This is a genomic window from Streptomyces sp. NPDC056600 (genome assembly GCF_042792855.1).
GTDB lineage: Bacteria > Actinomycetota > Actinomycetes > Streptomycetales > Streptomycetaceae > Streptomyces.
This window is the reverse complement of record NZ_JBHTVQ010000021.1, coordinates 59295-73968: the sequence shown is the minus strand read 5'-3', so window position 1 is coordinate 73968 and position 14674 is coordinate 59295. Positions and strand designations below refer to the sequence as shown.

Genomic DNA, 14674 nt, shown 5'->3' with positions numbered 1-14674 from the left:
GGGCCATCGGCGCGGGGTGGCGAACCCGAGGGGGAACGGTCATGGACGAACTCGAGAGGGAGAAGCTGCAGCAGGAGCGGCTGGTCGCGGCGTTGGAGGACGCCGGGGTCCGGTGGGGGCAGGTGGCCGACTGCGGCCCGCTCAGCGGCGGCACCTTCGGCGCCGTCTTCGGCGTGCGCACGACCGGCGGCGAGCGGATCGTGGTGAAGCTGGCGCCCTCCTCCGATCGTCCGGTGCTGGAGTACGAGCGCGGCATCCTGGGGACCGAGGCCTGGTACCTGCGGACCGCCCGGGAGCGGACGGACGTCCCGGTCGCCACGGTGCTGGCGGTGAGCGCGCAGGACGAGGAGCGGCCCGGCGACCACCTGGTCACCGGGTACTGCCCGGGGAAGCCGTGGAACGAGCTGCAGCAGGAGGTCGGGCCCGAGGACCGGGACCACCTGCGCAGGGAACTCGGCGGGCACGTCGCCCGCATGCACGCCCTCGACGGCGCGGAGGGCTTCGGCTACCCGGCGCTCTCCCTCGGCCCCCTCCGCCCGAGCTGGCGGGAGACGTTCCTCGCGATGGTCGACTCGGTGCTCGGGGACGCGGCGCGCTTCGACGTCACGCTGCCCCGGCCGGCCAAGGAGATCCGGGAGGTGCTCACCGCCGAGAGCGGGTCGCTCGACGAGGTGACCGTGCCGCGGCTGGTGCACTGGGACCTGTGGGACGGCAACATCCTCGCCGAGCTCGCGCCGCAGGGCGCTCCGGACGCCGGCCGGCCGCGGATCACCGCGCTGATCGACGCCGAACGGGCCCTGTGGGGCGACCCGGTGGCCGAGTTCGTCTCGCTGGGCCTCTTCCACGACATCACCCGGGACGAGCCGTTCTGGGAGGGCTACCGCGCCGCGGGCGGCTCCGTCACCTTCGACGCGGCCGCCCGCAACCGGATGGCGCTCTACCGCGCCCACCTGTACCTGATCATGTGGGTGGAGGCGGTGCCCCGGAAGTTCGACGCCGGGCACCTCGCCTGGCTGGAGCGGGACATCTACGGGCCGCTCGGGGAGATGATCGACGCCTGGGCCGGCGGGCGGGGGCCGATGGAGCACGTGTGGCCTAGGGAATGAGCACCAGGCGGATGGGGTTGCCCTGCTTGGACTCCAGGCGCTCCACCGCCTTGGCCGCGTCCTCCAGCGGGAGCGCCCCGCTGACGGAGCGTGAGAAGTCCAGGCGTCCCAGCGCGTTCAGCCGCACCAGGTCCACCACGTGCCGCGGCTCGGAGCCGTAGTGCCCCAGGATCTGCTTGCGCCCGTACTGGAACAGCCCGTCGCTCTCCACGGTGAGCGGGCCGCCGCTGATGCCCACCAGCACCAGCCGGCCGCCCGCCCCGAGCGCCTCCAGAGCCTGGCTCCGCACCGGCGCGACGCCGGCGAAGTCGAGCGCGACGTCCAGGCCCGCTCCGCCGGTGGCGGCGGCGATCCTGGCGGCGAGGTCGGGGTCCTGCGGGTCCAGCGCGAGGTCCGCGCCGAACTCCAGGGCCCGTTCGCGGGCCGCCTCCACCGGGTCCACGGCGACGATCGGCGCCGCGCCCATGAACCGCAGCAGCTGCACGCCGTGCGCGCCCAGGCCGCCGACACCCCAGACGCCGACCGCCTCGCCGGCCTTGACCCGCCCGGTCCACTCGACGGCGCCCCAGGGGGTGGACACCGCGTCCGGGATGATCGCCGCCTGTTCGAAGGGGAGGGTGTCGGGGATCGGAACCAGCACCTCGGCGGGCGCCACCACGTACTCGGCCCAGCCGCCGTCGTAGTCGACGCCCATAGTCCACACCACGTCGCCGACCCGCTTGCCCGCGCCGACGATCACCCGTGCGCCCGGCGCGGTCCCGGTGACGCCGTCGCCGAGCAGGTCCACCTCGCCGGCCACCTCGTGCCCGAGGGTGACCTCGTCGCCCTGGAGCAGCATGGGGCGCAGCCTGCCGTCGATGAGGTGGACGTCGGAGAGGCACACGCCCGCGGCGCGCACCCGCACCCGCACCTCGCCGGGGCCGGGGTCCGGGACGGGCACCTCCTGGACGGCGAACGTCCTGGTCGTGAAGTTCATCCGGCCCGCCAGCATGGTGCGGCTCGTGCGGCTCATGACGTACGTCCCTTCCCGTTCCTGTCGGCCTCGGCGGCCCCGTCGGCCTGCTCCTCGCCACCTTCGTACACCCACGCGGGCAGTGGCTCGCGTCTGCCCCGCCAGTCGGCGGGCGCGTCGCCCACGCCGGTGCGGGCCGCGACGATGCCGCCCACGACGGCGCAGGTCGTGTCGACGTCGCCGAATCCCTCCGCGGTGTGCCACAGCGCCTCGGTCAGGTCGTCGGCGTGCCGGGTCGCGGACCAGACGGCGAAGGGGACGGTGTCGGCGGCGGAGATCTTCTCCCCACTGCCCAGGATCTCCGCGGCGTCGGCCGCGGAGGTGCCCGCGGGGAGCCGGGCGGCCTCGAGCAGTCCGTCGCGCACCGCGCCGTCCGGCGTCCGCCCCACCACCTCGGCCAGGAGCCGGGACGGCTCGGGGGCCGCCCGGCCCCGGCTCGCGGCGAACAGCGCGGCGGCCACCGCGACCGCGACCGCGCCGGCCACCGCCTCGGGGTGGGTGTGCGTCACCTTCGCCGACAGCACCGCCTGTTCGGCGGCCTCCTCGACGTCGTCGTGGAACCACGCGCCCAGCGGGGCGACCCGCATCGCCGCCCCGTTGCCCAGACTGCCCCGGCCGTCGAACATGGCCTGCGCCTCGGCACGCCACCGGGCGGGCCGCTCGGCCAGCCGGGGCAGGAGCTGGTGCATGCCGTAGCCGTAACCCCGGTACTGGTCGTCGAGGTAGATCACGCCGAACGCCTCGGCCAGCAGCTCCTGGTGGACGGCCCCGGTGCTCCGCACGACCCCGAACAGGGCGAGTGCCAGCGCCGTGTCGTCGGTCCAGCGCCAGGGGACGGGGCCCTCGGGCGTCCTGCGCTCCCGCAGGGCCGCGGCCGCCATGTGCTGCCCGCCGTGGAAGCGCGGGAACCATCGCTCGCCGAAGGCGTCGCCGAGCGCCAGCCCTTCCAGCGAGTCGAGTGCGGGCGAAGCGGCGGCCACGGGAGGGGAAGGAGGAGGGGTGGTCATGCCCGGCATGCTTCCATCCGTGGCGCCGGCCGGGAAAGGAATTACGCCTCCCGCACGCAGTGCAGGTACAGGTGCGGTTCCGGTTCCCCCGCGGGGTGGGCCGGGGTGAACAGCACGGAACGCTCCTCCAGGACGGTGAGCCCGGCCTGCCGGGCCAGTCGGGTGAAGCCGTCCGCCGCGAAGCTGCTCACCCGGACCGGGTGGCCCATGAACACGTGCGGGACGTCGTCCGCGTCCACCGGCACCGTCGCCAGCACCACGGCGCCGCCCGGCCGCGCGGCGCGGGCGGCGCGCGCCACCAGGGCCGTCTGTTCGTCACGGGTCATCTGGAGCAGGGAGAAGTACACCGTGACGGCGTCGAACGCCTCCTCCTCCAGCGGCGCCTCGCGGACGTCGGCGAGGCGGAACCGGGCGCCGGGGACCTGCCGGGCGGCGAGCTCCACCATCACCGGCGAGACGTCGAGGCCCAGCACGTCGTGGCCCGCCGCGGCGAGGACCTCGGCGGTGGGCCGCCCGGTGCCGCTGCCCACGTCCAGGACCTTGCTGCCGGGCGCCAGCCGGCCGAGCAGCCAGTCCAGCGAGGCGTGGTGCGCCTCGGCCCCCGCGAAGGCCTTCTCGTAGTCGGCGCCCAGCGCGTCGAAGAGGGTCTCGGGGCGCGGGCGGGGAGTGCTTCCGTCGGCGTCGGTCATGGCGGCATCGTCGCACCGGCCCGACGGGAGGACAATGGTGCCGTGCCCACCTTGCTGATCGTCCATCACACGCCCTCGCCGAGCTGTCAGGCGATGTTCGAAGCGGTCGTCTCCGGGGCGACCGATCCGGAGATCGAGGACGTCAGGGTCGTCCGCCGGGCGGCGCTGGCGGCGACCGCCTCCGACGTCCTGGAGGCCGACGGCTACGTCCTCGGCACGCCCGCCAACCTCGGGTACATGTCGGGCGCGCTCAAGCATTTCTTCGACCAGGTCTACTACCCCTGTCTCGACGCCACCCGGGGCCGCCCCTTCGGCTACTACCTGCACGGGAACAACGACGTGACCGGCGCCGCGCGGGGCATCGAGTCGATCACCACCGGTCTGGGCTGGCGACGCGCGGCCGAGCCGGTGACCGTCACCGGGGAGCCGGGCAGGGCCGGGACCGAGGCGTGCTGGGAGCTGGGCGCGACCGTCGCGGCGGGCCTGACGGTCTGAGCCGGCCGCGGCGGACGCGTTCCGGTCAGCACGTCTCGTCGTGGAGGACCACGTCGAACTCGAACACCACCCGGGAGTCGCCGCCGAGCTGGTGGGCCGCGCAGATCTTCCACTGCTCGGGGTTCTCCACCGGCCTGCCCTCCCCGCTCGCGTCGGTGAAGCGGACGTCCGGGTCCCCCTGGAGCTGTTCCATGGCCCTGCGCGCGTTGCCGCCCTCGTACTGGTCGGTGAGGTCGGCCAGGGTGCTGAGCACCTCGGGTGTGGCGGCGGCCGGGGAGCCGGACGCCGCGGGGACATCGGCGGCGGGCTCGGACGCGGCGCCGCACGCCGTGGTCCCGAGGAGGGTCAGGGTGAGCACGGCGGCCGAGCGGGCGACGGCGGTGCGGGGTGCTGTGGGGCGCATGGTCCCTCTCGGACGGCGGCCGGATCAGGCCGGAGAACGACGGTCTGCCGCCCCCGACCGGTGCGACGATCCGACCGGTCGGGCCGCGGAGATCGAACTCTACGCCCGGCGGTCCACCCCCGCCCCGGCGGGGCCGCTGCCCCACGCAGGGGTCAACTGCCCTGTTCGCAGGCGCAGCTGACGGAACATCACGACTGCGTCGCCCCTCCCCGGGCCTTCCCGTGACGCCCGTCAGCCGGCGGCGTCCGCCAGCTCCTGCTCCAGCCAGGTGCGGCCGCGGGTGCGCGGGGCGAGGCGGGTGCCGTCGAGGAGTGCGGTGAGGCGGTCGGCCTCGGTGCTCACCGCGGCGCGGGCCTCGGCGCCGACGTCCTCCAGGAAGCGGTGGACGACCCGGCCGTCCTCGTCGGTGGTCCACCCGCCGACGACGCGGCCGTTCCACCACACGGACGGTCCGCCGTTGCCCGCGCGGTCGAACAGCTTGGGGCCGTGCGGGCCGAGGAACCACTCACGGCGCTGCCAGCCCATGGGCGTGGGGTCGAGCGCGGGCAACAGGGCCGCCCAGGGCTCGGGTTCCGGCACGTCCTCCTGGTCGTCGGCGAGCAGCAGCCCCAAGGAGCCGTCGAGGTCCACCTCCACCAGGTCCAGGCCGGCCAGCGCCCGCCGGGTGCGCGTGCGCGTCCAGCCGGTCCACCACTGGAGGTCCTCGGCGGGGGCGGGGCCGAAGGACCGCAGGTACAGCCGGGCGAGTTCCCTCTCGGCCTCCGCCTCGGGGATCTCGGCGAGCCCTTGCGGGCACCACCGGGTCAGCGGTGACCAGCGGTACTGGTGGGAGGTCCACGATCCGCGCGGTCTGCCGCGCACCGCCCGGCCCTCGGCGGCCAGCAGGAGCAGCAGCCGGGCGGCGACGCTCTGCCGGGCCTCGTTGCGGCTGCCGCGGCCGAGCACCACGCGCTCGGCCAACCGCGGGTCGTCCGCGGCGAGTTCGGTCGCAGTGGCCTCGCCGCGCTTGTCCAGCGAGGCGAGCGCCGCCTCCTCCGCGCCGGTAAGCCAGCGGGCGGCGCCGGGTTCCGTGCCGTCGGGGACGCCGGACTCGGCGAGCATCTTGACGAGTTTGCGGCGCTCCCTCGCCGCGACCTCCAGGGAACTGGCGCTCTGCAGGATCGCGGCCAGGTCGAGGGTGGTGACGAAGACGGTGCGGCGCATCGCCAGCAGCCGGATCAGAGTCCGCTCCTCGTAGAGCGCCCGCTCCACCTCGGCGACGCCGCAGCCGGTGGTCCGCACCCAGCAGGACAGGTGCACCGATGTCGGGTCGGTGCCGTGCAGCGCCACCACGGCGCGGGCGGCCTCCGCCGGATCCGTGGCCCGGCCGTCGGGCGTCAGCAGGTGCCGCCGCCCCAGCCGGGCCCGGCGCTGGTCCACACCGATGGCTCGCATGCGCCGTCTTCCTGGTGGCTGGTGAGGGCGAAAAGGGAAAGGCAAGGAGAGCGCTCTCCTTGCCGTGCTCAACGTATAGCGCACCGGGGGCCTTGCCGCAAGACCCCGGTCAGGCCCCAGAATCCGTGGTCCGATCGACGACCGCCGCGCGCAGGAGGGCGGTCCTGGAGGTGTCGCAGTGACCGAGCAGTACGTGCTGGACCTACGAGCCGTGGACGCGGCCATGGCTCCGGCCGTCGGGGGGAAGGGCGCGCACCTGGGCGTGCTGGCGCGGATGGAGGGTTTCCGGGTGCCGGACGGCTTCTGCGTGACGACGGGCGCCTTCCGGCGGGCCGTGGAGCGGGAGCCGTCGATCGGCGAGCGGATCGACCGGCTCTCGTCCGTCGCCCCGGACGACCGGGCCGCTTCGGCGGCCCTGGCCGCGGAGATCCGCGAGGCGGTCGAGGAGGCGGGCGTCCCGGACGACGTCGCGGCGGAGATCATGCGGGCGCTCGCCCGGCACGGCGAGGGGGCCGCCTACGCCGTGCGGTCCAGCGCGACGGCCGAGGACCTGCCGACGGCCTCCTTCGCGGGCCAGCAGGACACCTACCTGAACGTCCTCGGCCCGGCCGACGTCCTGCGGCACGTCGGCCGGTGCTGGGCCTCGCTGTTCACCGAGCGGGCGGTGGCCTACCGGCGGCGCAACGGCATCGACCACCGCGCGGTCGACATGGGGGTGGTCGTGCAGCGGATGGTCGTCCCGGAGGCCTCCGGTGTCCTGTTCACGGCCGACCCCGTCACCGGGAACCGGAAGGTCTCCACCGTGGAGGCCGTCCTCGGCCTGGGCGAAGCCCTGGTCTCCGGCCTGGTGGACCCGGACGCCTTCACGGTGCGCGGCGGCCGGATCGTCACGAGGACGGTCGGCGCCAAGCGGCGGGAGGTGCGCGCCCTGGCGGACGGCGGCACCCGGGAGGTGGAGGCCGACCCGTGACGGCGGACCGAGCCGTCCCTGACGGACGCGCAGGTGGTGCGCCTGGTGGAGCTCGGGCGCCGGATCGAAGCGGGCTTCGGATGCCCGCAGGACATCGAATGGTGCCTGGCGGAGGGCGAGTTCGCCGTCGTGCAGAGCCGCCCGGTCACCACGCTCTTCCCGGTCCCCGAGGCCGGTGACGACGAGAACCATGTCTACGTCTCGGTCGGCCACGGCCAGATGATGACCGACCCCATGAAGGCCCTGGGGCACTCGATGTGGCGTCTGACGGCGCTCGTGCCGATGCACGAGGCCGGCGGAAGGCTGTTCGTCGACGTCACCCGGCGGCTGGCCTCGCCCGCGAGCCGTGCCGCTCTGCTGGACGCCATGGGGAAGGGCGATCCGCTCGTCAGGGACGCCCTGGAGACCGTCCTGGAGCGGGACGGCTTCGTCCCCTCGCTGCCGGACGAGTCTTCGGCGGGACCGCCGGCCGGCGCGGCTCCCGCGCCCGGCGCGCCGGAGTCCGTCGCGCCCGACCCCGCCGTCGTCACCGAACTGGTCGAGCGCAGCCGGGCCTCCCTCGCGGCCCTGGAACGCGACCTGGCGTCGAGGACCGGGACGGCCCTCTTCGACTTCCTGCTGGAGACGTTCGAGGAGCACCGGCGGGTGGTCCGCGATCCGCTGAGCCATCAGGCGCTGATGGCGGGCATGGGGGCCACCTGGTGGCTCGACGAGAAGCTGGAGGAATGGCTGGGTGAGAAGAACGCGGCCGACACGCTGACCCTGTCGGCCCCGGGCAACATCACCTCGGAGATGGGGCTGGCGCTGCTCGACGTCGCGGACGCGATCCGTCCTCACCCCGAGGTGGTGGCCTTCCTCCAGGACGTCGAGGGCGACGGTTTCCTGCCGGAACTGGAGAAGCTCCCCGGCGGGCGGGAGGCGCGCGAGGCCCTGGAGAGCTACCTCGACCGGTACGGCATGCGGTGCGTCGGGGAGATCGACATCACCAGGCCGCGGTGGCGCGAGCGCCCCACCGCGCTGGTGCCGGCGATCCTCGACAACGTCAGGAACTTCGGGCCCGGCGCCGCCGCCCGGCGTTTCGAGGAGGGGCGGCTGGCGGCCCTGCGGAAGGAGCAGGAGGTCCTGGGGCGGCTGCGGGCGCTGCCCGACGGCGACCGCAGGGCGGACGAGACGGAGCGGATGATCGCCCGGGTCAGGGACTTCATCGGGTACCGGGAGTATCCGAAGTACGACATCGTCCGCCGCTACTTCCTCTACAAGCGGGCCCTGCTGGCGGAGGCGGTGCGGCTGGCCCGCGGGGGTGTGGTCGAGGACCCGGAGGACGTCTTCCACCTCACCTTCCAGGAGTTCCACGAAGCCGTGCGGACCCACCGGGTGGAGGAAGGGCTCGTGCGGCGGCGCGCGGAGGAGTTCCGCTCGTACCACGCGCTGACGCCGCCCCGGGTGCTCACCTCCGACGGGGAGGCCCTCACCGGGGCGTACCGGCGCGACGACGTCCCGGCCGGCGCCCTGGCGGGCCTGCCGGTGTCCGCCGGCAGCGTGGAGGGGAGGGCGCGCGTGGTCCTCGATCTCGCGGACGCCGATCTCGCGGCGGGCGACATCCTGGTCACCCCGTTCACCGACCCCAGCTGGTCGCCCCTGTTCGTGGGGATCGCGGGCCTGGTGACGGAGGTGGGCGGCCGGATGACCCACGGCGCGGTGATCGCCCGGGAGTACGGACTTCCGGCCGTCGTGGGGGTGGAGGGAGCCACCCGCCTGATCCGCGACGGGCAGCGCATCCGCGTCCACGGGACCGAGGGGTACGTCGAGCTGCTGCCCTGACGCGAGGCCCCCGGGAAGAGAGGGGCGACGGGTTGCCGACACCGGTGTCGAGAAGAGCGTCTATGATGCTGACACTGCTGTCGTCAAGTTCCGGCAAAGTGCTGTGCGCCTGCCGTGGATCGACGCTGCCCGTCGCCTCCTGCTCCGTGGAGATCCCCGTGTTCCTCGCCCTACGCGATCTGCGCTTCGCCCGCGGTCGTTTCGCCCTGATGGGGGCCGTGGTCGCCCTCATCGCCGTGCTCGGCGTCCTGCTGTCCGGACTGGCCTCCGGGCTGGCCGACGCCGGCATCTCCGGCCTGCGCGCCCTGCCCGTGTCCCACCTGGCCTTCGACGAGAAGGCCACCAGTGAGCAGTTCTCCCGTTCGACCGTGGAGGCCGAGGACTGGGAGTCCTGGTCGGCCGCTCCCGGGGTGGACCGGGCCGAGCCGTTCGGCAACACCCTCGTCAACGCCCAGGTCACCGCGGGTGCGGAGAAGGGCGAACAGGTCAACCTCGCGGTGTTCGGCATGACGCCGGGGTCCGCCATGGTGCCGGAGCCCACCGAGGGCACATCCTTCGCGGACGGCGGTGGCGGCATCGTCATCACCCAGGAGATCGCCGATCTGGGCGTGCGGATCGGTGACGTGCTCACCGCGGACCGCAGCGAGGTCCGCCTGAAGGTCGTCGGGCTGGTCGACGAGCCGGTGTCCTACGGCCACATCGGCGTCGTCTACGCCGATCTGGACACCTGGCGGCACCTGCACTACGGCCTGCCCGGGGAGCTTCCCGAGGCGGCCGCCCGCCAGGCCACCGCCGTGGCGCTGACGCTGGCCCCGGGCGCCGACGTGAGCGAGGTGGAGCACGCCACCGGCACCCGCGCCGACACCAAGGAGAAGGCCTTCGACGCCTCTCCCGGATACGCGGCCGAGTCGAGCACCATGGCCCTGATCAAGGGCTTCCTGTACGCCATCTCGGCCCTGGTGATCGGGGCGTTCTTCACCGTGTGGACGGTGCAGCGCAAGGCGGAGATCGCCCTGCTGAAGGCGCTCGGCGCGCCCACGCGCTACATCCTGCGCGACGCCCTCGCCCAGGTCGTCGTCGTCCTGGTGGCCGCCACCGCGGCGGGCACGGCCGTGGGACTGGCCCTGGGCAGCGCGATGATCGGCAAGGCCCCCTTCTCGCTGTCCGCCTCCGCCGTCGCCACCTCCGCCGCCCTGCTGATCGGCCTCGGCGCCGCGGGCGCCGCCGTCGCCGTCCGCCGCATCACCGCCGTCGACCCCCTGACCGCCCTGGGAGCCACCCGATGACCGTCCCCGCCGCCGACACCGCTTCCACCGCCGACACCGCCGCCCCCGGTCTGAGCCTGTGCGACGTCACCCTGGTCCACGGCGACGGCGACACGGCCGTCACCGCCCTCGACCAGGTCACCCTGCGGGTCGCCCCCGGGGAGTTCGTCGCCGTCGTGGGGCCCTCCGGTTCGGGCAAGTCCAGCCTCCTCGCCGTCGCCGGCGGGCTGCAGCGCCCCACGTCCGGCACCGTCACCGTGGCCGGCGCAGAGCTGACGTCCCTGACGGACAAGCGGCGCACCAAGGCCCGCCGCCGGCACATCGGGTTCGTCTTCCAGCAGTCCAACCTGCTCAACTCTCTCACCGTGCGGGAGCAGTTGCTACTGCCGCTGCACATCGACGGCCGCCTCGGCGCGGCGGCCCGCGCACGGGCGGACGAGCTGATCGAGGCGGTCGGCCTCGCGCACCGTGCCGGCGCCCGGCCGCACCAGCTGTCCGGCGGCGAACGCCAGCGGGCCGGTCTGGCCCGGGCTCTGATGACCTCCCCCGCGGTGCTCCTGGTCGACGAGCCCACCTCGGCGCTCGACCGGGCACGGTCGGCGGAGGCCGTGCGGCTGATCGCCGAGCAGACCCGGGCGCACGGGACGGCGACCGTCATGGTCACCCACGACACGGCGATAATGGACGCCGCCGACCGGGTGCACGAGATGGTCGACGGCCGCCTGTCCTGACCGGGAGGGCCGGCTCTCGGCACCCGGACCGTCCGCCACCCCGGAGTCCGCCCGTATGCCGAAGATCAACGCCGCCACCGTCGCCGAGCACCGCGCCCGCCAGCGCGAGGCGTTGGTGCGGGCAGCCGTCGAGATGCTGGTGCAGGAGGGCGCCGCCGCCGTGACCCCCGCGGCGGTCGGCGCCCGTGCCGGGCTGGCCCGCTCCAGCGTGTACCAGTACTTCGACTCCTCGGCCGCCCTGCTGGCCACCGTGGTCGAGGAGGCCTTCCGCCGGTCGGACGAGGCCCTGGCCAGGGCGATGGCGGACGCGGCGGGTCCGGTGGAGCGTGCGGAGGCCTACTTCCGGGAGAGTCTGCGGCTGGGCGCGGAGGGCGCCCACCGGCCGGCCGCGGCGCTGATGGGCGCCGACCTCCCGCCCGCCTGCCGGGCGCGTCTGATGGAGCTCCACCTGCGGCAGGTGGCGCCGTTCCGGGCCTCGGTCGAGGAGATCGGCGTCCCCGAGCCCGAGCTGACCGCGGACCTGATCGCCGGGATGCTGCACTCCGCGCTGTCCGCCGTCGAGCGGGGCGCGCCCCTGGAGACGGTGACGAGGCGGTCCCTGGAGCTGGTGCACCGGTGCCTGTCCACGTCCGGCTGACCGGCGAGGGCCGCCTTCGGCCGTGACGGTGCTGGTCAGAGGGATGCGCCTCGCCGACGAGGGCGGTGCCGGGCATACGATGGGGCCGGACGGGACGATCACCGGGCGGAAGCGAGGCGGGGCAGATGAGCAACACCGAGGTGCACCCACCGGAGGTGCTGTGCACGTCCTCCCCGGCCTCCTCGGCCCGGGTGGAGATCCTGACCCCGCGCTCGGTGCCGCTGGGCGGGCCGCGGGCGATGACGGTGCGGCGCACGCTGCCGCAGCGTGCCCGCTCGTTGATCGGCGCCTGGTGCTTCGCGGACCACTACGGCCCGGACGACGTCGCCGAGAGCGGCGGCATGGACGTCGCCCCGCACCCGCACATCGGGCTCCAGACGGTGAGCTGGCTGTTCACCGGGGAGATCGAGCACCGGGACAGCCTGGGCAGTCACGCCATGGTCCGCCCCGGCGAGATCAACCTGATGACGGGCGGCCACGGCATCGCCCACACCGAGGTGTCGACCCCGTCGACCACGGTCCTGCACGGCGTGCAGCTCTGGGTGGCGCTGCCGGCCGAGCACCGGGACGCGCCGCGCGACTTCCGGCACCACGTGCCGGAGCCGGTGGCCCTGCCCGGCTCCGCGGGCGAGGTACGGGTCTTCCTGGGCTCGCTGCTCGGCTCGGTCTCGCCGGTCCCCACCTTCACCCCGCTGCTGGGCGCCGAGCTGGTCCTCTCCCCCCGGGCCACCGTCAGCCTGCCGGTGGACGAGAGCTACGAGCACGGCCTGCTGCTGGACACCGGCGCGCTGACCTTCCCCGGCGGGAACCGTCTGGCGCCCGCGGAGCTGGGTTACCTGCCGCCGGGTCGGGCCACCGTCGACATCGCCAACCCGAGCGCCGACGAGCCCGCCCGGGTGATCCTGCTGGGCGGCCCGCCGTTCGGCGAGGAGATCGTCATGTGGTGGAATTTCGTGGGGCGTTCGCACGAGGAGATCGCCGAGGCCCGGGCCGCGTGGGAGGCGCACTCCGACCGGTTCGGCGTCGTGGAGGGCTATCCGGGCGACCGGCTGCCCGCGCCCGCCCTGCCCAACATCCGTCTCCAGCCGCGAAGGAACCCCGTGCCCGAGAACCCGCCCGCCCCCGACGAGACCACCCAGGTCCGCCTCGCCCTCGAGGCCCACCGTTACGAGATCCTGGTGGAGGGCGCGGTCGCCGGTTTCACCGAGTTCCGCGATCACGGAAGCCGGCGGGTCTTCTTCCACACGGTGGTCGAGGACGCCTACGCGGGCCGTGGCCTGGCCTCGGTCCTGGTTCGCGAGGCGCTGGAGCACGTGCGCGCGAGCGGCATGCACCTGGTCCCGATCTGCCCGTACGTGGCCAAGTACCTGACCAAGCACGACGGTTACCGCGACATCACGGACGAGGTGACCCCGGAGGTCAAGGCCTGGCTGAAGGCCGAGCTCGAGGCCTGACCCCGGGCGGGTCGACCTCCGCCCACACGGTCCTGTCCGGCCCCCGGCGCGGCGCGACGCCCCACGAGCGGGCGAGCGCCGCGACCAGCGGCAGGCCGCACCCCGCCTCGTCCAGCGGCCCTCCGCGGTCCGCCCCCGCCGCGTGGGCCGCGTTCCTCCGTCCGGTCCGCCGGCTCCCCCGATCCTGGCGTTCACCCGTCCGTCGCCCCGCGGACGGACCGCGGTCTTCTCCCGCGCACGGTGGACAGGCACGCTCCGGCTGTCCGACCCAGACGATCAGCGCAGTCCCCGGGAGCGAGTTGTGAAGACCGGTACCAGCAGCACACGCGTCCTGACCGCCGCCGTGGCGGTGATCGCGAGCACCCTGGCCCTGGCCCCGGCGGCCGACGCCTCGGGCCGCCCGGCCGGGGAGCTCCCCGGCGTGACGCCCCGCGCGGAGACCGCCGCGGTCTTCGACGACGACGAGGGCGGCAACGCGGACGCCGACGACCCGGCGATCTGGCGGAACCCGGCCGACCCGGACCGCAGTCTGGTCGTCGCCGCGGTGAAGGAGGGCGGTCTGCGCGTCTACGACCTCGACGCCCGGCAGGTGCAGGCCGTTCCGGCTCCCCCGGCCCCCGGACCCGAGGACGCGCCGGGCCGGTTCAACAACGTCGACCTGGTGCGAGGTCTGCGGCTGCCCTCCGGCCGGGCGGACGTCGCCGTGGCCAGCGACCGCGGCACCGACCGGCTGCGGTTCTACCGGATCGACGGCGGCCGCACCGCCGCCCCGCTCACGGACGTCACCGACGCGGCGGCCCCGCGGATCTTCACCGCTTCGCAGGAGGAGGTGAACGAGGAGCGCACCGCCTACGGTCTGGCCGCCTTCACCGACCGGCGCACCGGCCGGTCCTACGCCGTGGTGAGCCGGGCCGGGACCACCGAGGTGGCGCTGCTGGAGCTTCGCCTCACGTCGGCCGGCTCCGTCACCTACCGGAAGGTGCGCACCGTCGCGCTTCCCTCGTCGTTCGGCCTGCCCGGCGGGGGGTCCTGGTCGCCGTGCGGCGATCCCGGCGAACTGCCCCAGGTCGAGGGCATGGTGGTGGATCCCGCGACCGGCACCGTGTACGCGGGGCAGGAGGACGTCGGCATCTGGCGGATCCCGTCGGGGCTGCGCGGCCGGCCGGAACTGATGGACACCGTGCGGGAGTTCGGCGTGCCCGCGGTGTACGACGAGGAGAGCGACGAGTGCGTCGCGGCCGGCGCGGACCCCGGCGTGGGCGGCACCCGCCTCACCGCAGACGTCGAGGGCCTGACACTGCTGCCCGGCGGCGCGGGCGGCGGCACCCGGCTCCTTGCCTCCAGCCAGGGCGACGACACCTTCGCCGTGTACGAGCGGGGCCGGTACGCGGGCGGATTCCGCGTGGTGGCGTCGGGCGGGCCGGACGGCTCCGAGGAGTGCGACGGCGCGGCCGTCCTCGGCGCCCCGCTGGGCCGCCGCTTCCCGCACGGTCTGCTGGTGGTGCAGGACGGCCACGCGTCCCCGGAGGACGCGGACCGGGAGGCCACCGGCTTCAAGTTCGTCGACCTCGCCGACGTCGAGGCGGTGCTGGACGGGCGTCGCGGCTGAGCACGGCCGGGCGCGACCGGGCACGACCGCGCGTGACCGGG

Annotated in this window: 12 protein-coding genes and 2 pseudogenes; 9 read left to right on the top strand and 5 right to left on the bottom strand. The window is 74.7% G+C overall.

All coding sequences use genetic code 11. The features are described from left to right. Nucleotides 1-41: 41 nt before the first annotated feature. Nucleotides 42-1106, top strand: coding sequence for a phosphotransferase family protein (locus tag ACFRAV_RS13570; protein ID WP_382554754.1), 1065 nt, complete (start codon nucleotides 42-44; stop codon nucleotides 1104-1106). On the opposite strand, the gene ACFRAV_RS13565 is transcribed toward ACFRAV_RS13570, so the two are convergent. Genes ACFRAV_RS13565 through ACFRAV_RS13555 form a run of 3 tightly spaced genes read right to left on the bottom strand, consistent with a single transcriptional unit; the run spans nucleotide 1096 to nucleotide 3814 of the window. Next, nucleotides 1096-2118 carry a zinc-binding dehydrogenase gene (locus tag ACFRAV_RS13565; protein WP_382554752.1) on the bottom strand — a complete coding sequence of 341 codons (1023 nt, stop codon included), beginning with the start codon at nucleotides 2116-2118 and terminating at the stop codon, nucleotides 1096-1098. The two genes, ACFRAV_RS13570 and ACFRAV_RS13565, sit on opposite strands and share 11 nt — an antisense overlap. Beyond that, entirely contained in the window at nucleotides 2115-3125 is a 1011-nt protein-coding gene (locus ACFRAV_RS13560) for an ADP-ribosylglycohydrolase family protein (RefSeq protein ID WP_382554749.1), read from the bottom strand. Before ACFRAV_RS13560 ends, ACFRAV_RS13565 begins: the two co-directional genes overlap by 4 nt. Before the next feature lie 41 nt (nucleotides 3126-3166). Then, entirely contained in the window at nucleotides 3167-3814 is a 648-nt protein-coding gene (locus ACFRAV_RS13555; RefSeq protein ID WP_382554747.1) for a class I SAM-dependent methyltransferase, read from the bottom strand. 42 nt (nucleotides 3815-3856) lie between these two features. Between ACFRAV_RS13555 and ACFRAV_RS13550 the strand changes: the two genes are divergently transcribed. Then, complete coding sequence (locus tag ACFRAV_RS13550; RefSeq protein ID WP_108953053.1) at nucleotides 3857-4309, top strand: flavodoxin family protein; 453 nt, start codon at nucleotides 3857-3859, stop codon at nucleotides 4307-4309. A gap of 25 nt (nucleotides 4310-4334) precedes the next feature. On the opposite strand, the gene ACFRAV_RS13545 is transcribed toward ACFRAV_RS13550, so the two are convergent. Both ACFRAV_RS13545 and ACFRAV_RS13540 read right to left on the bottom strand, forming a co-directional pair. Continuing rightward, nucleotides 4335-4712, bottom strand: a complete 378-nt coding sequence (locus ACFRAV_RS13545; protein WP_382554744.1) for a hypothetical protein — start codon at nucleotides 4710-4712, stop codon at nucleotides 4335-4337. A 231-nt stretch (nucleotides 4713-4943) separates the two neighbouring features. Next, nucleotides 4944-6146 carry a winged helix DNA-binding domain-containing protein gene (locus tag ACFRAV_RS13540; RefSeq protein ID WP_382554741.1) on the bottom strand — a complete coding sequence of 401 codons (1203 nt, stop codon included), beginning with the start codon at nucleotides 6144-6146 and terminating at the stop codon, nucleotides 4944-4946. Nucleotides 6147-6324: 178 nt separating this feature from the next. Here ACFRAV_RS13540 and rph point away from each other — a divergent pair. The 7 genes and pseudogenes from rph (at nucleotide 6325) to ACFRAV_RS13505 (ending at nucleotide 14633) form a co-directional block, all read left to right on the top strand. After that, nucleotides 6325-8937, top strand: a pseudogene (rph, locus tag ACFRAV_RS13535) (rifamycin-inactivating phosphotransferase). A gap of 158 nt (nucleotides 8938-9095) precedes the next feature. Then, nucleotides 9096-10223, top strand: coding sequence for an ABC transporter permease (locus tag ACFRAV_RS13530; protein WP_382554819.1), 1128 nt, complete (start codon nucleotides 9096-9098; stop codon nucleotides 10221-10223). Continuing rightward, entirely contained in the window at nucleotides 10220-10933 is a 714-nt protein-coding gene (locus ACFRAV_RS13525) for an ABC transporter ATP-binding protein (RefSeq protein ID WP_382554738.1), read from the top strand. The genes ACFRAV_RS13530 and ACFRAV_RS13525 overlap by 4 nt, the downstream gene beginning before the upstream one ends. Nucleotides 10934-10988: 55 nt before the next feature. After that, nucleotides 10989-11570, top strand: coding sequence for a TetR/AcrR family transcriptional regulator (locus tag ACFRAV_RS13520; RefSeq protein WP_382554735.1), 582 nt, complete (start codon nucleotides 10989-10991; stop codon nucleotides 11568-11570). A 125-nt stretch (nucleotides 11571-11695) separates the two neighbouring features. Next, nucleotides 11696-12670 (top strand): annotated as a pseudogene (locus ACFRAV_RS13515) (pirin family protein); the annotation flags it as partial. Continuing rightward, nucleotides 12671-13024, top strand: a complete 354-nt coding sequence (locus ACFRAV_RS13510) for a GNAT family N-acetyltransferase (RefSeq protein WP_382554816.1) — start codon at nucleotides 12671-12673, stop codon at nucleotides 13022-13024. 301 nt (nucleotides 13025-13325) lie between these two features. Then, nucleotides 13326-14633 (top strand): phytase, encoded by a 1308-nt coding sequence (locus ACFRAV_RS13505; protein ID WP_382554733.1) that lies wholly within the window; start codon nucleotides 13326-13328, stop codon nucleotides 14631-14633. Nucleotides 14634-14674: the final 41 nt, after the last annotated feature.